13 protein-coding genes, 1 tRNA gene and 5 pseudogenes are annotated in these 19088 nt (G+C 62.0%); 12 read left to right on the top strand and 7 right to left on the bottom strand.

The genetic code is table 11. From position 1 onward, the window contains the following. The first annotated feature begins 1 nt into the window (after position 1). From ACZ1HK_RS17760 to ACZ1HK_RS17745, 4 genes and pseudogenes are all read left to right on the top strand, one after another. The gene (locus tag ACZ1HK_RS17760) at positions 2-529 is read left to right on the top strand and encodes a rod shape-determining protein MreD (protein ID WP_472629805.1); all 528 of its coding nucleotides are present in this window, start codon (positions 2-4) and stop codon (positions 527-529) included. 27 nt (positions 530-556) lie between these two features. Further along, positions 557-2516 (top strand): annotated as a pseudogene (gene mrdA / locus ACZ1HK_RS17755) (penicillin-binding protein 2). Continuing rightward, positions 2513-3652 (top strand): rod shape-determining protein RodA, encoded by a 1140-nt coding sequence (gene rodA, locus ACZ1HK_RS17750; RefSeq protein WP_472629804.1) that lies wholly within the window; start codon positions 2513-2515, stop codon positions 3650-3652. The pseudogene mrdA and the gene rodA overlap by 4 nt, the downstream one beginning before the upstream one ends. Before the next feature lie 9 nt (positions 3653-3661). Beyond that, a pseudogene (locus tag ACZ1HK_RS17745) lies at positions 3662-4602 on the top strand (2-hydroxyacid dehydrogenase). Here ACZ1HK_RS17745 and ACZ1HK_RS17740 read toward each other — a convergent pair. Together ACZ1HK_RS17740 and ACZ1HK_RS17735 are read right to left on the bottom strand one after the other, a co-directional pair. After that, a complete protein-coding gene (locus ACZ1HK_RS17740; RefSeq protein ID WP_472630871.1) occupies positions 4599-5387 on the bottom strand; it encodes an SseB family protein in 789 nt (262 codons plus the stop codon). The pseudogene ACZ1HK_RS17745 and the gene ACZ1HK_RS17740 sit on opposite strands and share 4 nt — an antisense overlap. Continuing rightward, a pseudogene (locus tag ACZ1HK_RS17735) lies at positions 5368-5963 on the bottom strand (uracil-DNA glycosylase family protein). Before ACZ1HK_RS17735 ends, ACZ1HK_RS17740 begins: the two are co-directional and overlap by 20 nt. Positions 5964-6041: 78 nt before the next feature. Here ACZ1HK_RS17735 and ACZ1HK_RS17730 point away from each other — a divergent pair. The 8 genes and pseudogenes from ACZ1HK_RS17730 to ACZ1HK_RS17695 all read left to right on the top strand — a co-directional run bounded on the left by ACZ1HK_RS17730 (position 6042) and on the right by ACZ1HK_RS17695 (position 13770). Next, on the top strand, positions 6042-6398 hold the full coding sequence (locus ACZ1HK_RS17730) for an ArsR/SmtB family transcription factor (RefSeq protein WP_472629803.1): 357 nt from the start codon (positions 6042-6044) through the stop codon (positions 6396-6398). Further along, positions 6391-7424, top strand: a pseudogene (locus tag ACZ1HK_RS17725) (permease). Before ACZ1HK_RS17730 ends, ACZ1HK_RS17725 begins: the two are co-directional and overlap by 8 nt. A gap of 142 nt (positions 7425-7566) precedes the next feature. Continuing rightward, a complete protein-coding gene (locus ACZ1HK_RS17720; protein ID WP_472629802.1) occupies positions 7567-8865 on the top strand; it encodes a Na+/H+ antiporter NhaA in 1299 nt (432 codons plus the stop codon). Positions 8866-9030: 165 nt separating this feature from the next. After that, on the top strand, positions 9031-9690 hold the full coding sequence (locus ACZ1HK_RS17715; RefSeq protein ID WP_472629801.1) for an ABC transporter ATP-binding protein: 660 nt from the start codon (positions 9031-9033) through the stop codon (positions 9688-9690). Further along, entirely contained in the window at positions 9668-11416 is a 1749-nt protein-coding gene (locus ACZ1HK_RS17710; RefSeq protein WP_472629800.1) for a KpsE/RkpR family capsule polysaccharide export protein, read from the top strand. The genes ACZ1HK_RS17715 and ACZ1HK_RS17710 overlap by 23 nt, the downstream gene beginning before the upstream one ends. Positions 11417-11459: 43 nt before the next feature. Then, the gene (kdsA, locus tag ACZ1HK_RS17705; protein WP_472629799.1) at positions 11460-12293 is read left to right on the top strand and encodes a 3-deoxy-8-phosphooctulonate synthase; all 834 of its coding nucleotides are present in this window, start codon (positions 11460-11462) and stop codon (positions 12291-12293) included. Then, positions 12293-13621 (top strand): mechanosensitive ion channel domain-containing protein, encoded by a 1329-nt coding sequence (locus ACZ1HK_RS17700; RefSeq protein ID WP_472629798.1) that lies wholly within the window; start codon positions 12293-12295, stop codon positions 13619-13621. The genes kdsA and ACZ1HK_RS17700 overlap by 1 nt, the downstream gene beginning before the upstream one ends. A 74-nt stretch (positions 13622-13695) precedes the next feature. Beyond that, positions 13696-13770: transfer RNA gene (locus ACZ1HK_RS17695), tRNA-Gln, on the top strand. 33 nt (positions 13771-13803) lie between these two features. Here the strand turns inward: ACZ1HK_RS17695 and nagA are convergent. From nagA to ACZ1HK_RS17670, 5 genes and pseudogenes are all read right to left on the bottom strand, one after another. Next, positions 13804-14970: an N-acetylglucosamine-6-phosphate deacetylase gene (gene nagA / locus ACZ1HK_RS17690; protein ID WP_472629797.1), complete on the bottom strand. Its 1167-nt coding sequence runs from the start codon at positions 14968-14970 to the stop codon at positions 13804-13806. Then, positions 14967-15998 (bottom strand): annotated as a pseudogene (locus tag ACZ1HK_RS17685) (SIS domain-containing protein). The gene nagA and the pseudogene ACZ1HK_RS17685 overlap by 4 nt, the downstream one beginning before the upstream one ends. A 16-nt stretch (positions 15999-16014) precedes the next feature. Beyond that, on the bottom strand, positions 16015-16764 hold the full coding sequence (locus ACZ1HK_RS17680) for a GntR family transcriptional regulator (RefSeq protein ID WP_472629796.1): 750 nt from the start codon (positions 16762-16764) through the stop codon (positions 16015-16017). Between the two features lie 77 nt (positions 16765-16841). Next, positions 16842-17777: a hypothetical protein gene (locus tag ACZ1HK_RS17675; RefSeq protein WP_472629795.1), complete on the bottom strand. Its 936-nt coding sequence runs from the start codon at positions 17775-17777 to the stop codon at positions 16842-16844. Then, on the bottom strand, positions 17774-19084 hold the full coding sequence (locus ACZ1HK_RS17670; protein ID WP_472629794.1) for a TRAP transporter large permease: 1311 nt from the start codon (positions 19082-19084) through the stop codon (positions 17774-17776). The genes ACZ1HK_RS17675 and ACZ1HK_RS17670 overlap by 4 nt, the downstream gene beginning before the upstream one ends. Between the last annotated feature and the right edge of the window lie 4 nt (positions 19085-19088).

Below are 19088 nucleotides of genomic sequence, written 5' to 3'. Positions count from 1 at the left end.
CATGAGCGCCCTGTCCCCCCGCCATATCTGGACCTATCGCGCGCTGTTCGTTGTGCTTGCCCTAGCGCTGATCACCCTGAAGCTTTTGCCCCTGAACCTGGATGCCGGTGGCCTGCCGGGGCCGGACCTGCTCCTGTTGCTCGCCTTCGCGTGGATGGTGCGCCAGCCTGCGGTTGTGCCGCTTGGGGCGTTGCTTATCGTCTTCTTGTTGGCGGATTTTCTGTTTCAGCGGCCGCCCGGCCTGTGGACCCTGCTGGTGATCCTTGCGTGTGAAAGTCTGCGGCGGCGGCGTCTGACAATGACGGAGTTTCCGTTTCTCGTTGAATGGGGCGCGGTGGCGGCGGCGGTGATGGGCATGGTTTTGCTCAATCGGCTGGTTTTGTGGATCCTGCTGGTGGATCTGGATCCGCTGGGGCTTACGTTGGTGCAGGGGATTGTCACCATCATGACCTATCCGATTGTTGTCGCCGTCTCGAAATTTGTCTTCGGCTTGCGTAAGCTTGGTCCAACTGAGCTTGAAGCCCTGTAACCTGTCTGCTGCCCTGAAGTTCTCGCCATGAAACGTACGCAACGCGAAATCGAGGATAGTGCCCGCACGATCACCCGGCGGAGCCTGATCGTTGGTGGCTTGTTCATCGGCACAGGCGGCGTTCTGGCGGGGCGTATGCGGTACCTGCAGGTGGAGCGGGCGGATGATTTCCGCCTGCTGGCCGAGGAAAACCGCATCAACCTGCGCCTGCTGCCGCCGGCCCGCGGCCTGATCTTTGATCGCAGCGGCGTGCTGCTGGCCGGTAATGAGCAGAATTATCGCATTACGATCGTGCGCGAAGATGCCGGCGATGTGGATGCCGTGCTGGATGAGGTTGCGCGTCTTGTGAACCTGGATCTGGTCTCGCTAGAGCGCGCACGGGAGGAAATCCGCCGCCGTCCGTCCTTTGTGCCGGTCACAATTGCTGATCGCCTAAGCTGGGAGGAGCTTTCGGCCGTCGCTGTCAACGCCCCTGCCCTACCCGGTGTGAACCCCGAAGTGGGGCTTTCCCGGGTCTATCCATTGGGCGCCGATTTTGCCCATGTTGTGGGCTATGTGGGTCCGGTAAGTGACTGGTATCTGGAACAGACCGGTGACACGGACCCGGTGCTGCAGATCCCGGATTTCCAGGTCGGCCGCTACAATATCGAAGACAAGGCGGAAGGGATGCTGCGCGGAAGCGCGGGGACCAGCCGGGTGGAGGTGAACGCCTCGGGCCGGGTGATGCGCGAGTTGGACCGCGACCCGGCCACTCCGGGCAGCGACGTGCAGATAACCGTCGATGCAGGCCTGCAAAATTACGTCGAGGCGCGGATGCACGGCGAAAGCGCCGGTGCCGTCATCATGGATTGCACGAATGGTGATGTGTTGGCCGTGGCCTCTGCCCCGACCTTCGATCCGAACCTGTTTGTGCGCGGGATTTCGACCACGCAGTGGAACGGGTTGAATGAAGACCCTTACCGCCCGCTGGCCAACAAGGCGGTGCAGGGCCTTTATCCGCCTGGCTCCACCTACAAAATGGTCGTCGCGCTCGCCGCGCTGGAAGGCGGGTTCATCACACCTGACGAGACGGTCGCCTGCCCGGGTCATATGGAGATCGGCAATCGCCGCTTCCACTGCTGGCGGCGCGGCGGGCATGGTCGGATGAACCTTATCGAAAGCCTGAGCCAATCCTGCGACGTCTACTACTACGAGCTCGCCCAACGCGTGGGGATCGAGAATATCTCGGCCATGGCGCGGCGTCTTGGATGTGGTGTGCGCCATGACCTGCCGATGAGCGGTATCGCCGAGGGGCTGGCGCCCACGATGGAGTGGAAGCGCCGCCGGTTTGAGCAGGATTGGGTGGTCGGTGACACGCTCAACGCTTCGATCGGGCAAGGCTTTGTTCTGTCTTCCCCGTTGCATCTGGCGGTGATGACTGCACGGATTGCCAGCGGCAAGACGCTGATCCCGAACCTCATCCGCTCCGTCGATGGGGTGCCCGGGGCGCGGCCCGACGCGGAGGATCTGGGCGTCGATCCCGAACATCTGGCCTTGATCCATCAGGGCATGTGGCGGGTGAACAACCACAGCCGCGGCACAGCCTATCGCAGCCGTACGATGGGGGATGAATACACGATCGCGGGCAAGACTGGCACGAGCCAGGTGCGCAATATCACTGCCGCTGAACGCGCGGCAGGCGTGATCCGCAACGAAGATCTGCCGTGGGAGCGGCGCGACCATGCGCTGTACGTGGGCTTCGCGCCGTACGACAATCCGCGCTATGCGGCGGCGGTCATCGTCGAACATGGCGGCGGCGGCTCTGTCGCGGCGGCGCCCATCGGGCGGGACATTCTGCTGCGGGCTCAGGTGGGCGACGTCCCCCTTCCGAGCTTTATCCTGTGAGCCAGAGGCGCGGCATCGAGGAGATGCATCGCACCCTGCCAATCTTCGAGACCCCCCGCAGCCATCAGGACGCACGCCCGGTGCTTGGGGCACTGACGCATGAGCTTTCTAGAATATAACGTCAAATCCACACCGACGGGCTGGCAGAAAATCCTGCACCTGAACTGGGCGCTGGCTTTACTCCTCGTCAGCGTGGCCTGTGTCGGTTTTCTGATGTTGTATTCGGTGGCTGGCGGTTCGTTCAGCCCTTGGGCGGAGGCGCAGATGCAGCGTTTTGCCCTTGGCTTTTGTGCCATGATTATCGTCGCGCTCGTGCCGATCTGGTTCTGGCGCAACATGTCGGTGCTGGCCTACATCATCTCGATCCTGTTGCTGCTTTATGTGGAATTCTTCGGGTCCACCTTTGGCGGTGCACAGCGTTGGATCGACTTGGGGTTCATGCGCCTGCAACCATCGGAGGTGGCCAAGATCACGGTCGTGATGATGCTTGCGGCCTATTATGACTGGCTGGATCTGGAGAAGGTTTCCAACCCGCTATACGTCATCATCCCGCTTCTGATCATCGGTTTGCCCGTTGGGCTGACGTTCATTCAGCCCGACCTCGGCACCTCGCTGCTGATCCTGTTGGGGGGCGGCGCGGTGATCTTTTTGGCCGGGGTGCATTGGCTGTATTTTGCGTCCGTCATTGCCCTGGGGATCGGTGCGGTGACAGCCGTCTTCGCCAGCCGTGGCACGGATTGGGCCTTGCTGGCGGACTACCAATACTCGCGCATCGACACGTTCCTGGACCCGACGCGCGACCCGTTGGGCGAAGGCTATCACATCACGCAAAGCCAGATTGCGCTTGGCTCCGGCGGGTGGACCGGGCGCGGTTTCATGCAGGGCACGCAGATCCGGGGCGACTTCCTGCCGGAAAGTCATACAGACTTTATCTTTCCGACCCTGGCGGAAGAGTTCGGGTTCGTCGGGGCTGCGTCCCTTCTGCTGCTATACCTGCTGATCCTTGTCTTCTGCATTGCCACGGCGCTGATGGCGCGCGAACGCTATGCCTCGCTTGTGGTGATGGGGGTGGCGGTGACCTTCTTCCTCTACTTCGCGCTCAACATGGCGATGGTGATGGGCCTTGCCCCGGTTGTGGGTGTGCCTTTGCCGCTCGTCAGCTATGGCGGGTCGGCCATGTTGGTCTTGATGGTGGCCTTCGGTTTGGTGCAATCGGCGCATGTGCACCGCGCCCGATAGGAAAGCCCAATGTCAGACCCAGTGATCCTTTTTGCCGCCCGGCCTGAGCGGTGGGCCAGCTATGAGGCGCCCTTGCGCCGCGCGTTGGCGATAGCAGGCGTTTCGGACAATAGGCTGGTGCTGGAGGCCGCGCCTGAGACGGTCGACTACGTTGTTTATGCCCCGAATTCCGAGGTGCAGGATTTTACACCATTCACGCGCCTCAAGGCGGTGCTGAACCTGTGGGCGGGGGTTGAGGAGGTTGTTGGCAACACAACGCTGACTGTTCCATTGGCCCGGATGGTCGACAGTGGCCTGACCGAAGGCATGATGGAATGGTGCGTCGGTCATGTGCTGCGGCATCACCTTGGCATCGACGCGCATATCCACGGGCAGGACGGGGTGTGGCGCAATGGGATCGTCCCCCACTGGCCCGCAACCGCAGTGTCACCGTGTACGGCTTGGGGGCTTTGGGAACGGCTGTGGCGGAGGCCTTGGTCGGGCTTGGCTTCAACGTCAGCGGTTGGGCGCGGTCGAAGAAAGACATAGCGGGGGTCGAGACATTTGCGGGCCCCGATGGACTTGGACAGGCGCTGGCCCGAAGCGAGATTGCGGTTCTGCTTTTGCCCGACACGCCCGCGACGACGAACCTGTTCAACGCGCATACGCTGGCCCAGATGCCGAAAGGGGCCGTTATCATCAACCCCGGGCGTGGGCCGTTGGTCGACGATGCCGCTTTGCTGGCCGCGCTCGACAGCGGACAGATCGGCCATGCAACGCTGGATGTATTTCGGGTGGAGCCTTTGCCGCGAGACGACCCATACTGGGCGCATCCGAAGGTGACAGTCACGCCCCATATCGCGTCCGAGACGCGGGCCGATACGGCGTCCGAGGTCATTGCCGAGAATATCCGGCGCGGTGAGGCCGGGGAGCCGTTCCTGCACCTTGTGGACCGAGACGCCGGTTATTAACGCAGCTTGGGTGGCTTTGCCGGGTCGCCGCCGGGCGCCTTGCGCTGCATTGGTTCCTCTGGCTGCGGCAGATCAAAGCGCAGGCCCACGCGTGCCAGTTGCGCGCAGAACGGGTCGGATGCCCGAAAGAACCCAACATCGAGGCTTGCAGCTTCCAGTCCTGAGAATGTGAGCGCCTCGGCCACAAGCTGTGCCAGCGCCGTTTCCGCGCCCGGCGCGGGGTCGATAAAGCCAAGCAGGTGGCTTTGGCGCCCGCCCGAAAAGGTGGTGGCCACAAGGTAGGCCATGGTCGCGCGCCCGGTGGCAGAGGCAAGGCGCAGGTCAAGGGCGGTCAGAAGGGCTTCGGGTAGGTTCGTCGGTGGGCGCACCTCTTCCGGCTGGTCTTCGACTTCGGCGGGCTGTTCGGACAGGACCCCTGACAGCCAGGCCATCGCCTCATTCTCCAACACCGTCTCCGAAGGTGCGCCAAGGTTCACGCCCAACCCAAGGCCTGCATCCGTCAGCATGCCGGCCAGCGCGCGGCCTGACATGGCGGCGTAGGGTGCCTCGGCACCAGCGAATTCCGCCAGCCGTTCGTCGCGGTCAAAGGCCAGGACGAGGTCAGCCCCTTCCACGGTAAAGATACGCGGTTTGATGCGGTCGCCCTGCGCGTCTTCTTCCAGCAACAGCACCAGCTCGGACGCAGCGAGGCGGTCGAACCAGGCCAGCCGTGCGGCGGTGTCATCGGGGTTGGCCTCCATTGTTGCGAAGGCTTGGTCGAGGGGGTCATTCGGACAGAACCTCAGAAATGCGGGCGCGCAGGACGGGCAGAAGCTCAGCCTCGAACCAGGGGTTTTTCTTCAGCCACGCGGTATTGCGCCAGGAGGGGTGAGGCAAGGGAAAGACGTCGGCGCCATGGTCGCGCCAGAATGCAACGGTTTCCGTGACGCCCGTTTTCGTGCCGAGATGCCATTTCTGGGCGTAGCCGCCGATCAGGAGGGTGAGGCGGATGTCGGTGAGATCGGACAGGATATCTGCGCGCCAGGTTTCGGCGCAGATTTTGGGGGTGGGAGATCAGAGCCTTTGGCGTCGTAGCCGGGGAAGCAGAACGCCATGGGGAGGATGGCGACGCGGGAGCGGTCGTAGAACGTGGCCTCGTCCACACCCATCCAATCGCGGAGGCGGTCGCCGGAGGGGTCGGTGAAGGGTTTGCCGGAGTGATGGACCTTCATACCGGGCGCTTGGCCGGCGATCAGAATACGGGCGCCGGGGGCGAACCAGGCGACGGGGCGCGGTTCGTGCGCGGTGTGCGTGGCGGCGAATTTGTCGGCGCAGATTCGGCAGCTTTTCACAGCTTGTGCACGCGTGATCAGGGTGTTCATGGGGCAAGACATACCCCGCGCACCCAATAAAACAAGGGGCTTGCATTATTTCAATATTTCTATAATCATAGAAACATTATGAAAGTGGTTAACGACACCCCCGACCCGGACATCCTGAGCCCTGAAGAGGAGCTTGCGGTCTTCTCCACGGCCTTCGCCGCCCTCGGATCAGAGGCGCGGCTTTCCATCGTGATGCGGCTGGTCCGGGCAGAGCCAAATGGCATGCCCACGGGAAAATTGGGTGAGGCCGTCGGTTTGAGCGGATCGGTCCTGACCCATCACGTGAAGCACCTGAAGGCGGCGGGCCTGATCTATCAGGAGCGGCTAGGTCGGCAGATCATCCTCCACGCGGACACGCATCTGATCGGCGGCTTGTCGGATTTCATACTGGCCGAGTGTTGTCTCGATGAGCGGTGGGCACAAAAACATGGCTGATCAGACGCTGAACACACGCACCCTGCCCGACCTTTGGAAGCGCCTCGACAAGGCGTGGGCCGTAGTCGTGCTGATCCCGCTTGTCGTGCTGATCTTTGATGCGCCGATGTTTCAGCCGGTTGTCACAACAGCCGCGAAAGCATTCGGCGGCACGGTTCCGATCATCCTGTTTGCCATCACGGCGGTGGCCTATGTGAAGGCGTCGGGCGCGGAGACGTTGATCGCCAAGGCCTTCACCGGCAACCCGGTGCGCATGATCTTTATGGCCGCCCTTCTGGGCGGGTTGTCGCCATTTTGCTCCTGCGAAGTGATCCCGTTCATTGCGGCGCTTCTGGCCGTGGGCGCACCTTTGGCGGCTGTGATGGCGTTCTGGCTCGCCTCGCCCCTGATGGACCCGGCGATGTTTTTTGTAACCTCCGGCGAATTGGGTCTTGCCTTTGCCATCGGCAAGACGGTGGCGGCCGTGGGCTTGGGCGTGTTGGGCGGCTTTGCGACGCTGGCCTTTGCGAAATCGGCGGTCTTTGCGGACCCGCTGCGTGAAAAGCCGCAGATCGGCGGGTGCTGTGGCGTGAAGGAGCCGTTTCAGGGCACGCCCGCCTGGGCGTTCTGGCGCGAGGCAGAGCGGCGTACGGCATTCCGCGAGAGCTTTATCGACAATGCGCTGTTCCTCGCGAAATGGTTGATGATCGCCTACCTCTTCGAGGCGCTGATGATCGAGTATGAGACCACGCAGTACGTGGCGCAGTTCCTTGGGGGGAGAGCGTCTTCACCATCGTGCTGGCTGCCTTGGTGGGCATGCCTGCCTATCTGAACGGCTACATGGCCGTGGGCCTGATGGGCGGCCTTGTGGAGCAAGGCATGAACCCAGGTGCTGCGATGAGTTTCGTGATTGCGGGTGGTGTCAGTTCCATCCCGGCGGCGGTGGCCGTCTGGGCGTTGGTCAAGCCGCGCGTGTTCGCGGCGTATCTGGGCTTTGCCCTGACCGGCGCGATATTGGCCGGGATCGCATGGAGCATGGTGGCGTAGCGCATTTCGCGTGGTCCACGGCACCGATTGACACTTTCGAGTACAACCTTTCCGCGTGTAGACGGGTTCGTGATCGCTTGAGCCATGGACGCCCCTCCTTTGTTTGGCTAATCACCCAAAAACGAAAAGCGGGAGGGACGGCATGTACCGCGTTTGGAATTTCGTCACCGGCTATTCGCTGCTGCTGATCAGCGGTGCAATCATCGCGTTGATCTGGGCGAATTTGGACTTGATCGCGCCGGTTGCGGGCAACAGCCATTACTGGGCGGACCTTTACCACGATTTCGTTGAGTTTGTGATCTGGCACGACGCGCCGATCGGGCATTTGCACGATGACGGCAATGGCCATGTGGTGCGCGACCTGACGCTGCATTACCTGGTGAATGATGTTCTGATGGCCTTGTTCTTTGCGATTGCCGCGAAAGAGGTTTGGGAGGCCGTGATCCTGAAAAACGGCAGCTTGCGCGGCAAGAAGGCGGCGACGCCGCTGGTGGCGACGGCGGGCGGCATGTTCGGGCCCATCGTGGTATACCTCGGGCTTGCTTATTTCCTTGGCTCGGACACCTATGACGCGGTGGCGAACGGGTGGGCCATTCCGACCGCGACGGACATCGCGTTCTCGTACCTGGTGGGCCGTTTGGTCTTTGGTGCGGGGCACCCGGCGGTTCGGTTCTTGCTGCTGCTGGCCATCGCCGATGACGCGGCGGGCCTTTTGATCCTGGCGATCTTCTATCCGTCCGGCGATCTGGCGCCTGTCTGGTTACTGCTGTCTTTGGCGGCGGCTGTTGGTGTATTTGTTCTGTTCAACTGGCTGCCACGCCGCCTTGATCGTGGCGATCAGGTGCGCCGCCGGTCGACGTGGGTGCGGACGCGGTTGTCGTTCTGGCCCTACCTGATCGCGGCCTGTGCAAGCTGGTATGCGTTCATGATGTCGGGTCTGCACCCGGCGCTGGGGCTGCTGCCGATTGTGCCGACCATCCCCCATGCGGACCGCGCCTTTGGCATATTCTCGGCTGCGGAGGAGCATTTGCACGATCTTTTGAACCAGATTGAGCATGCGTTGAAATACCCGGTTGAGATCATTCTGGGCCTGTTCGGCCTGATGAATGCGGGCGTGGCCTTCAGCGCCATGGGCGATGCGACCTGGCTGGTGCTGGCCGGTCTGATCGTGGGCAAACCCGTGGGCATTTTCTTGTTCGGCTGGGTGGCCGTGGTGATCCTGAGGTTGGGATTGCCGCAGGGTATGCGGATGGTCGATTTGGTGGTTATCGGCTTTGTCGCCGCCATCGGCTTCACCGTGTCGCTATTCGTGGCCTCGGTCGCGTTTGATGCGGGTCCGGTGCAGGATGCGGCAAAGATGGGGGCCTTGTTCTCGTTCGGGGCGGCTGTGCTTGCGATCGTATCGGGTGTGCTGTTCAGGGTGGAAAAGCAGGAGCTCTAAGGGCTCCTGCGCGCCCGCATCTGCGCGACTTTGAGGAAAATTCCCTGTGAAATTTGCATCCATTAGGACATAATGATGCCCTAAAGGGACAGTATGTTTCCAAAATGGTGACGTGACGCTGATAAGAACGCACGCGCCAGTAGGCAATTTTTGGGCGGCAGACGCATGTTGGAGTTTTCAGGGGTTTCGAAATCCTTCTGGACCGGTGAGCGCCGAAAGGTGATCCTGGATCGTGCGTCTTTTCGTGTGGATATTGGCTATTCGATGGGCATTCTGGCCCCGAACGGCACTGGCAAAACAACCCTGATCAAGATGATGTGCGGGCTGGAAAAGCCCGATGAAGGCACGATCACGCGGAATGCGCGGATCTCGTTCCCGCTGGGGTTCATGGGGGGGCTGATCAGCAAGCTCTCTGCCATGGAAAACAGCCGCTATATCGCGCAGCTCTACGGGCTGGACCCCGATTATGTGGAGGCGTTTTGCCGTTGGGTGTGCGGGATCGAGGAATATTTCGACATGCCTCTGGGGACCTATTCCAGCGGCATGAAGGCACGGTTCAACTTCTCGCTCCTTTTGGCGCTGGAATTTGATATCTATCTGATTGACGAGGGGATGCCTGCCTCGACAGACGCCGAGTTCAATCGGCGCGCAGGCAATATCCTGGCGGAACGGCTGAAGAATGCGACGGTGATCATCGTGTCGCACCAGGCCCAGACGCTTGAAAAATTCGCACGGCGTGCGGCGGTCCTGATGGACGGCAAATTGCACTCCTTCGATACGCTGGAAGAGGCGAAGCAGCTTTATGACTACCAAACCCAAGGCTAGAAAATTTCGCATCCGCCGCAGCGATGCGGTTGCGCCCGCCGGTGAAACGCGGGCGGCGCAGGCCGCTGATGCAGCCCGCCCGCCAAGGACTGCGCAGGGGCCGGTGGACAACAGCTTGCCAAACACAACCGAAGACGGGTTCGGCGACGCGCCCATGCCGGGGTCCGCTGCGTATGAGCGTGCACAGGCAGGCGGTGCGCAAGGTGCTGCACAAGCGGGTGGCACGGCCAGCGTGGAAGAGGAACTGGCCGCAATCCGAGCCGAGGGGCTGACCGGGCGCCAACTGCGCATGGCGCGGCGTCTGGCGCAGAAACACGGGCTGCAACCGGCCTCGGACTTTGATGCGGTTCGCCAATTGCGCAAGCGCGGGGTCGATCCGTTCAACCAATCCAGCATGCTGGAACTTGTCGTCAACGATGCCGGACATGGCGGCGGTGCCGCGGGCGCTGCTGCAGGGGCTGCCGCTGCAGGGGCCGCGGGCAACACCCTGCCGGTTCGCGCCGCGACGGCGCAGGTTCCGGCCACCCAGATTGACGCCCCCGCCCCGCCCCCGGGCGGCGGTGGCGCCTTCTCAGCCGAAGAACGAGCCGCCGAAATCATGCGCGTGCAGCGCGACATCGCGGCACGTCGCCGTCGCAAGCTGATCCAATTGGCCTCACGCTTGGCGTGCTTCGTCTTTCTGCCGACGATCCTTGTCAGCTACTATTTCTACGCCGTGGCGACGCCCTTGTTCGCAACCAATACGGAGTTCGTGATCCAAAAGGCCGAAGCCTCTGTCGGCGGCGCGGGCGGTCTTGGCGGGCTGCTTGGAGGAAGCTCTTTCGCGACCGTGCAGGAATCAATCACCGTGCAAAGCTACCTTGAAAGCCGGGAAGCAATGTTGCGGCTGGACGAGGAATTGGGTTTTCGCGCACATTTTTCGAGCGATGAAATCGACCCGCTTCTACGCCTGGACGATGGCGGCTCGGACGAGCAGATGTACGACACCTACCTGCGCAGCCTGACCACAAGTTACGACCCTGTCGAAGGCATTATCCGCATGGAGATGCTGGCCGCGGACCCGGTGGTGAGCCAGCAATTCTCGGAAGCGCTGATCGGATATGCGGAAGAGCGTGTTGATCAAATGTCATCGCGCCTGCGCGCCGATGGCATGGCGGGTGCACAAGAGGCCTTTAACGAAGCCGAAGAACGCGCAGCGATGGCGCAAGAGCGTGTTCTGGATCTACAGCAGCAGCTTGAGGTCGTGTCGCCCGAAGCGGAATTGAACCTTGTGTTCAACCAGATCTCGACCCTTGAGGCACGCCTGACCGAAGAGCGGCTGCGCCTGGCCGAAATGAACGCCGCCTCCCGCCCCAATGCAGGCCGTGTTGCCGCATCGGAGGCGCAGATTGAGCGGCTGGAAGCGCAGGTTCAGGAGCTGCGCAGCGCCTTGACGGGCGGCGAAGTCTCCCTCGCGCGGGTGCAATCCGAGTTGGTGGTCGCACAGGCCGATCTGGAAACCCGCCGCTTGATGCTGACGGAAGCCATGCAAGCGCGCGAAGCGGCACGCATGGAGGCCAACCGCCAAACGCTTTACATCTCGCTCGGCGTGTTGCCCGTGGCCCCGGATGAGGCGGCCTATCCGAAAGCATTTGAGAATACCCTGCTTGCCTTCATCGTCTTTTCTGGCATCTACCTGTTGGTATCGATGACAGCCTCGATCCTGCGCGAACAAGTCAGTTCCTGACCGGCGCGCACAACCGGGGCCAAAGCGGCCCCGGAGGGTGGAGATGAAGAACGTAGAGATCGGCGCGTTGAACGTGTCGAACACGGCCCCGCTTACCGTCATTGCGGGGCCTTGCCAGTTGGAAAGCCTTGATCATGCGCGGATGATCGCAGGGCATATGGCAGAGGTCTGCGCCAAGACCGGCGCGCAATTCATCTTCAAAGGCTCTTACGACAAGGCGAACCGAACGTCGCTTGGCGGTAAACGCGGGCTGGGGATGGACGAAGGGCTGCGCATCCTGTCGGCCATGCGGGAAGAATTCGGCTGCCCGGTGCTGACTGACGTGCACGCGCCCGAGCAATGCGCCCCGGTGGCCAGCGCCGTGGACGTCCTGCAAATCCCTGCATTTCTATGCCGCCAGACGGACCTTTTGCTTGCGGCGGGTGAGACAGGCGCGGCCATCAACGTCAAGAAGGGCCAGTTTCTTGCGCCCTGGGACATGGCAAATGTCGCCGAAAAGGTCGCAAGCACCGGCAACGAACGGATGCTTTTGACGGAGCGTGGTGTTTCGTTTGGCTACAACGCGCTGGTGGCCGACATGCGGTCGCTGCCGGAAATGGCCAAGACGGGATACCCTGTAATCATGGATGCCACGCATGCGGTGGCACAGCCGGGCGGACTAGGCGGATCATCAGGCGGACAGCGGGAATTCGCGCCGGTTCTGGCGCGCGCCGCCGTGGCCGTGGGCGTGGCGGGCGTGTTTCTTGAGACGCATCAGGATCCCGACAATGCCCCAAGCGATGGGCCGAACATGATCCGGCTTGAGGATATGGGCAATGTGTTGGACGTGTTGATGGCCCTCGACAAGGTCGCCAAAGCGGCACCGGTGACCGTGTGATGTGGCTGCGTCGAACCCTGCTTGGGCTTGCGGCCCTTCTTGCCGTTGGACTGATCAACCCGGTCCTGGCGCAAACCGATGGCACCCAGCCAGACGGGGAGATTTCGGTCGAAAGCGACCGCGCCCAGGATTTCGCCGTGCGCGACCGGATCATGGCCATTCTTGGCCAGTTGGATGGCTATGACGATGTGCGGGCAACGGTTTCCAACGGGATCGTGACGCTGCGCGGCACTGTCGTCGACGGAAACCGGATTGAGGCGTTGAATGCGCTTGTGGCACGCGTTGAGGGTGTTGTCGCCATCGAGAATGTCGTCACGGAAAGCACGGATGTGGTGGAGCGGTTGAACCCCGCGCTTGAGCGGATGCGCGACCGGTTCGAACAGTTCGTGGCGTTTTCGCCTTTGATCCTTGTGGCTTTGACGGCGGGCCTTTTGACCTGGCTTTTCGGCTTTTGGTTGGCGCGGCGGTCCTGGCCGTGGGACCGGATCGCGCCCAATGCCTTTATCGCGGACATCTACCGGCAGGTGGTGCGCCTGGCCTTTGTGGTGCTTGGCATTGTGCTTGCCTTGGATTTGTTGAACGCGACGGCCTTGTTGGGCACGATCCTGGGGGCTGCGGGTATTGTGGGCCTCGCCATCGGGTTCGCAGTGCGGGACACGGTGGAGAACTTCATTTCGTCCATCATGCTGTCGATCCGGCAGCCATTTCGCCCGAAGGACCTGGTGGAGATCGAGGGGGATACAGGCCATGTGATCCGCCTGACCAGTCGGGCGACCATTCTTTTGAGCCTGGATGGGAACCACATTCGGATCCCCAATTCGACTGTCTTCAAATCGAAGATCATCAACTACACACGCAATGATGAGCGGCGGTTTACGTTTCTGCTTGGGGTGGAGCCTGAGGCCGATATTGCCGAGGCCCAGCGGATTATCCTCGCCGCGCTGAACGAGTTGCCTTTTGTGCTGGAGGCGCCCGGGCCTGCGGTTTGGGTGGAGGGGCTTGGTGCCTCCACCATCGACATCACGGCGGCGGGCTGGATCAAGCAGCATGAGACCGGGATCGGCATGGCCAAGGGCGAAGCGATCCGGGTTGTGAAGGCGCGTCTGGAAGAGGCGGGGATCAGCCTGCCGGAGCCGACCTACCGGTTGGCGGGCACTGAGGTGCCGGGCCGTGTGGTTGCGGACAAACGCCCTGCCCCGGCCCACGCTGCGGTCGAGGCGCAGGATGTCGGCATTGAGGAAGTCACCGCGTTGGAAGAGATCATCGAGGCCGAACGCGAGGCCTTGCCGGACGACGATCTGCTGCGCCGGGAGGCCCCGCAGGAATAGAGGAAATCCGCGTGCAGAAAACGCATCGGGGGCTTGATCCCCCCGCGATGGCGTCGTATCTGCTCCGGCACGGTTGGGGTGTAGCCAAGCGGTAAGGCAGCGGTTTTTGGTACCGTGTACCGTAGGTTCGAATCCTACCACCCCAGCCAATCCAACCGTAGAGATGTTTGAAACACTTCGGCTTAGTCGAGGGCGATGTGCGTGCCCGCACGCCAGACGCTGGCCAGAGTATAGTCCGGCTCGGCCAGATATACGAAATCCGCTGGCGCGCCTTCGGCAAGGGTGCCGATTTGCACGAAACCGGGATGCAGTCTCGCGGGGATGGATGTGGCCATGGCCAGCGCATGATCTGCATCGGCAGCGCCCCATTGGATGATGTTTCGCATGGCGGTTGGCAGATCAAGATCGGCCCCGGCCAATGTGCCATCTTCGAGCGTAAGGCGACCCTGTTCGCGACGGATCAAGCGATTGTTGAGGTGGAACTCGGTCCTTGTGCTGCCCGCCACGGCCATGGCGTCACTGACCAGAAAGATCGCGCCCGGCCCTGCTTTTGCGGCCATCGCGGCACGCACGGATTGCGGGTGGACATGGATGCCGTCGGCAATCAGGCCCACTGACAAGTCGCCGATGGTCAGCGCCGCGCCCACAAGACCCGGTTCGCGGCTGCCAAGCGGGCTCATGGCATTGAAAAGATGCGTCACGCACCGTGCACCGGCTGTGGTTGCGGAATGGCAGGCGTCAAAAGACGCGTCGCTGTGGCCGAGGGCGACGAGTATGCCAGCATCGGCAAGGCACGCGATTTGATAAGGGGTGACCGTTTCTGGCGCGAGGGTAACTTTGAGCACGGGCAATCTGCGCGCGGCATCCAGCAGGAGTGTGAGGTCCCCCTCGTCCATCGGACGGATCAGGTTGGGGTCATGGGCCCCTTTGCGGGCCTGTGACAGATGGGGACCCTCCAGATGAAGCCCCACAATACCCGGCACATGTTCGGCGATGGCCGCTTCAACGGCGTGAACCGCGCGGGCGGTGCAGGCGGGTGTATCGGTGATCAACGTGGGCAGGATGGAAGTCGCCCCAAGGCGTGCATGGGCCTCTGCCATGGTGCGGAGCGTCGCGACGCTTTGATCATCGTTGAACATCACCCCGCCGCCGCCATTGACCTGCAGATCAACGAAGCCTGGTGCCAGAAGACCGCCTTGCACCGGTTCCACCATGGCCTCTGCCGGCACCTGATATTCAGGGACAATCCCGGCCACGCGGCCTGCTTCCACGATCACCGCGTGGCCTGAATGGCGGGACATTCCATCGAAAATCTCGGCACCAACAAACGCTATGGGACGTCTCTTCATAGCGTTCTCGTGACTTTGTTCAGGTGGCGGGGCGCATCCGGGTTGACCCCACGCGCGACGGCAACCCTCTCGATCATCGCATAGAAGGAGACGATCAACGCAAGGGGATCGAGCAAAGGGTGCTCTGTGCGGATGTGGGGCAAGCATGTGGCAACCCGCGCGGTGTCCGAGGTGACGAAAACCTGGGCGCCCTTTTCGGCCAGGTGATCGGCGACTTCAGCAACAGAGGCTTCGGCCGCATCGGCGTTGGCAAAGCACAGGACAGGAAAACCGGTTCCGACGATGGAAACGGGGCCGTGCAGGACTTCGGCGGAGGAGTAGCTTTCGGCATGGATCTGGCAGGTTTCCTTGAACTTCAGCGCCGCCTCGTTCGAGATCGCCCAAGCGGGACCGCGCCCGAGCGTGAAGAGCGACGAGGCCGGATCAATGGCGCTTTGCAGCGAGGGCCAATCGATCTGTGTTGCGTTCGCCAAGTGATCTGGAAGACGGCGCAATGCGGCGCGCAGGGCATCATCCCCTTCCATTCCGCCAAAAGGATCAGACCGGAGATGGCGGACGTGACAAAGGTCTTGGTGGCCGCGACGCTCTGTTCCGGACCAGCCTGCACATCGATTGTGTGCAAGCTGGCATCTGCCAGCGGGGACGCCGCATCATTCGTGAGGGCAATTGTAAGGCTGCCAGCATCGCTTGCCGCGCGGGACATCGCGACGATGTCCGGGCTTTTGCCGGATTGAGAGACCGAAAGTGTCACCGATCCGCCAAGGCGCAGTTCGGCCCCGTAGATCGAGGCAATGGACGGGCCGATTGAAGCCACCGGCAGACCCAGTGAAAGCTCAAAAGCGTATTTCAGCAGAGCACAGACGTGATCAGAGGAGCCACGCGCCACGGTTGCGATGAAAGGCGGGTCCGTTCGGGCGGCCACCTTTGCGATTGACGCGATGGCCGATGCCCCCTGCGACAGCAGCCGTTCGACAGGAATCGGGGATCTCCAAAACCTCGCGGCGCATCTGGGTCATTTCGGTTGGCATGATGGATCAGACCTTTTCAAACACGAACTTCGATGACGAAGTCGTAGGCGTCACCGCGAAAAACGGATTTAGTGAGTTCCGCAACGCGGCCCGAGGCCAGATAAGACAAGCGCTCGATGTGGAGGCCAGCCGCCCCATCCGGCACATCCAGCAAGAGGGCATCCGCCGCGCCCAGATTGATCGCCGAGATGCGTTGCACGGCGCGGACTGGGCGTGTGCCGTTCTGGTCCAGCACATCGTAGAGGGATGTTGTCACCTGCATGGGGTTCGCGAGGATGTCGAGCGGAAGGGAGGCCCGCTCCACCGCAAGTGGCCGATTGTCAGCCAGACGCAAGCGCGCAAGTCGCGCGACCGAGGCGTTGTCTGGTAGGTTTAGCGCCGTAATTTCTTCAGCCGATGGCAGGCAAATGCTCTGCTCCAACATGCGCACAGATGTTTGGAGGCCGCGTTTTGCCATCTCCTCCGAAAACGATGTGAGATGGGACAGCGATTGCTGAAGGCGTTCAGCCTTTTGGGTCACGAACGTGCCGGAGCCCTGCTTTTGCACAACGACGCCGCTTTCGACCAAGTCCTGGATCGCCTTGCGGACAGTGACACGGGACAAGTCGGTAAGGGTTCCGATTTCGCGTTCCGAGGGCAGCGCACTGCCGGGGGCAAGAATGCCCTTTTCGATGGCGGCGCTGAGCTGGTCACGCAGCTGCACATAGCGGGGGCCATTGCCCGGAGCGAAGGGTGGGGCATCGCGGAGGAGATCAGTGATGGCCATTGGGTCGCTCCAATAAGATACCAATATAGAACCATTTCCGCAAAAATTGCGCAAGAGAAATACCAAATGGTCTTGTCTTAGTCAGAGGGTAAGAACCGCCGCATCAGCAAGGGTGTCAGGTACATCGGCAGTTGATAGCACCCGATGAACACCAGCAGGGCGTCGGTTACGTCGACTGGCAAGGCCAGTAAGAAAAGGGCCACATTTCGATTGCCTGCGATGATGCTGAGGGGGCCTGCACGCGCGGTCGGGACAAGGTTTCGGGTCACGCGAGATGCCAGAAGTTGCAAGCCGAAATTGGCAGCAAAGACGAGGGCGACCCAGCCTGCAAGGTCCAGTGGCGATTGATCAAGGATTGGACGTATCCCGGCCATGAGGCCCACGACAATGATCGCCAGGGCCAGAACGCCCAAGCCATCGAGGCGCTGCATATGCGCGGGGCTGGGTTGCGGCAGAAGGCGTGCACGCAGGGCAAAGCCTGCGCCCGTCGCCAATGCTATGATGACAATCAGGCTGAGGCCGGTGGTGATCACGCCGCCAATCCCGCCAAAGGCCGGGCCGAGCAGAAGCAAAACGGGAAGGCTTGTCAGCGGGAACAGCGCCGTTCCGACGACGAGGATCTGCATGGCGGGGGCCGGATCCTGGCCCATGAGGATCGCGAAGTTGGGGCTTCCGCTGATGGACGGGGCGGCGAGCATCAAAACGATGGCCATGGCCGCAAGGGCGCCGGACAGGCCGAGCGCCCAAAACAGGGCGAAGGCCAGAAGTGGCAGGCAGAGTTGGAGGACCAGCACCTCGGACAGGACACGCGGCAGGGCCGTGAGTTGCCCGACCGAGGCGCGGTAGCCGATGCGGAAGGCCGTGATGAACAAAAGCCCCGCCACCATGTGCGGCAGCCATGGCCGCATTGCCGCCGCCAGACCGGGAAGGGCCAGCCCGCAGACCAGCCCCACCACCAGACCCCACCGGCCATGCCGGGCGCAGAATTCCAGCGCCCGGTAGAGAGGCGTCATGACGGACCGGAGCGCATGGTCTCGGGCAGCCACATGGCCAGATCTGGCACCCAGATCAGGATGAAGCACATCAGCACCATGATCAGGAACATCGGCAGGGCGGCCTTGGCGATATAGCCCATCTCGTGGCCCGTCATGCCTTGCAGGACGAACAGGTTGAACCCGATGGGCGGCGTGATCTGCGCCATTTCGACCACGACGATCACGAAGATGCCGAACCAGATCAGGTCAATGCCGGCCTCAACCACCATGGGCTCCACCACGGCCATTGTGAGCACGACCGAGGAGATGCCATCGAGGAACATGCCGAGGATGATGTAGAAAACGAGCAGCATCATCAGAAGCTGGAAGCGTGTCAGCTCCATCACTGCGATGCCGTCGGCCAGGGCGCGTGGCAGGCCGGTGAAGCCCATCGACAGCTTCAGGAACGCCGCGCCCGCAAGGATCAGCATGATCATGGCCGAAGTGCGGGTGGCGCCCATCAGGCTTTCGCGGAAGCTGCCCCAGTTGAGCGAGCCTTGGCTGGCCGCCAGCACCAGAGAGCCGATGACGCCGATGGCGGCGGCCTCGGTCGCGGTGGCCGTGCCCGTGTACATGGAACCGATCACAACGAGGATCAGGAGCATCACGGGGATCAGGAAGCGGGAATTCTTCAGCTTTTCGCCAAAGCTCATCGCCGTTTCCATTGTGGGGGCCCATCCGCGGGAGAGGACGGAGTAGATCGCCACATAGCCCATGAACATCAGCGCCAGCACGAGGCCGGGAAAGACGCCCGCGAAGAACAGCTCGGTGATGGATTGGTTTACGGCGACACCGTAGACGATCAGCGCCAGCGAGGGCGGGATCATCAGGCCGAGAGTGGCGGCACCAGCGAGCGTGCCGATGACGATGTGTTCGGGATAATTGCGTGTGCGCAGTTCGGGGATCGACATCTTGCCCACAGTTGTGAGCGTCGCCGCGGACGAGCCAGAGACAGCTGCGAAAACTGTACAGCCCACGATGTTCGTGTGGACAAGGCCACCCGGCAGGCGTGCGAGCCAGGGCGAGAGGCCTTTGAACATGTCCTCGGACAATCGCGTTCGATAGAGGATTTCACCCATCCAGATGAACAGCGGCAGGGCCGTGATGGTCCAGCTGGACGACGTCGCCCAGATCGTTGTGATCATGGTGTCGCCTACCGGGCGCGTGGTGAACAGCTCCATCCCGACCCAAGCCACGCCCATCAGCGCGATGCCAACCCAGACGCCGGTGCCAAGCAGAAGGAAGAGGACGAAGAGGAACAGGATGATGGCGTAAAGTTCGGTCATCAGT

It is taken from the genome of Gymnodinialimonas sp. JB5-7 (genome assembly GCF_055693405.1).
The sequence above is the reverse complement of the archived record's forward strand: the minus strand, read 5'-3'. Positions and strand labels throughout refer to the sequence as shown.

What these genes read in the sequence shown, in the direction of transcription:
- ACZ1HK_RS17710 (WP_472629800.1), top strand. Translation starts at nt 9,668, where the DNA reads ATGACTACCAAACCCAAGGCTAGAAAATTTCGCATCCGCCGCAGCGAT.
- ACZ1HK_RS17675 (WP_472629795.1), bottom strand. Translation starts at nt 17,777, where the DNA reads ATGACGCCTCTCTACCGGGCGCTGGAATTCTGCGCCCGGCATGGCCGG.
- ACZ1HK_RS17760 (WP_472629805.1), top strand. Translation starts at nt 2, where the DNA reads ATGAGCGCCCTGTCCCCCCGCCATATCTGGACCTATCGCGCGCTGTTC.
- ACZ1HK_RS17680 (WP_472629796.1), bottom strand. Translation starts at nt 16,764, where the DNA reads ATGGCCATCACTGATCTCCTCCGCGATGCCCCACCCTTCGCTCCGGGC.
- ACZ1HK_RS17700 (WP_472629798.1), top strand. Translation starts at nt 12,293, where the DNA reads ATGTGGCTGCGTCGAACCCTGCTTGGGCTTGCGGCCCTTCTTGCCGTT.
- rodA (WP_472629804.1), top strand. Translation starts at nt 2,513, where the DNA reads ATGAGCTTTCTAGAATATAACGTCAAATCCACACCGACGGGCTGGCAG.
- ACZ1HK_RS17715 (WP_472629801.1), top strand. Translation starts at nt 9,031, where the DNA reads ATGTTGGAGTTTTCAGGGGTTTCGAAATCCTTCTGGACCGGTGAGCGC.
- nagA (WP_472629797.1), bottom strand. Translation starts at nt 14,970, where the DNA reads ATGAAGAGACGTCCCATAGCGTTTGTTGGTGCCGAGATTTTCGATGGA.
- ACZ1HK_RS17720 (WP_472629802.1), top strand. Translation starts at nt 7,567, where the DNA reads ATGTACCGCGTTTGGAATTTCGTCACCGGCTATTCGCTGCTGCTGATC.
- ACZ1HK_RS17730 (WP_472629803.1), top strand. Translation starts at nt 6,042, where the DNA reads ATGAAAGTGGTTAACGACACCCCCGACCCGGACATCCTGAGCCCTGAA.
- kdsA (WP_472629799.1), top strand. Translation starts at nt 11,460, where the DNA reads ATGAAGAACGTAGAGATCGGCGCGTTGAACGTGTCGAACACGGCCCCG.
- ACZ1HK_RS17670 (WP_472629794.1), bottom strand. Translation starts at nt 19,084, where the DNA reads ATGACCGAACTTTACGCCATCATCCTGTTCCTCTTCGTCCTCTTCCTT.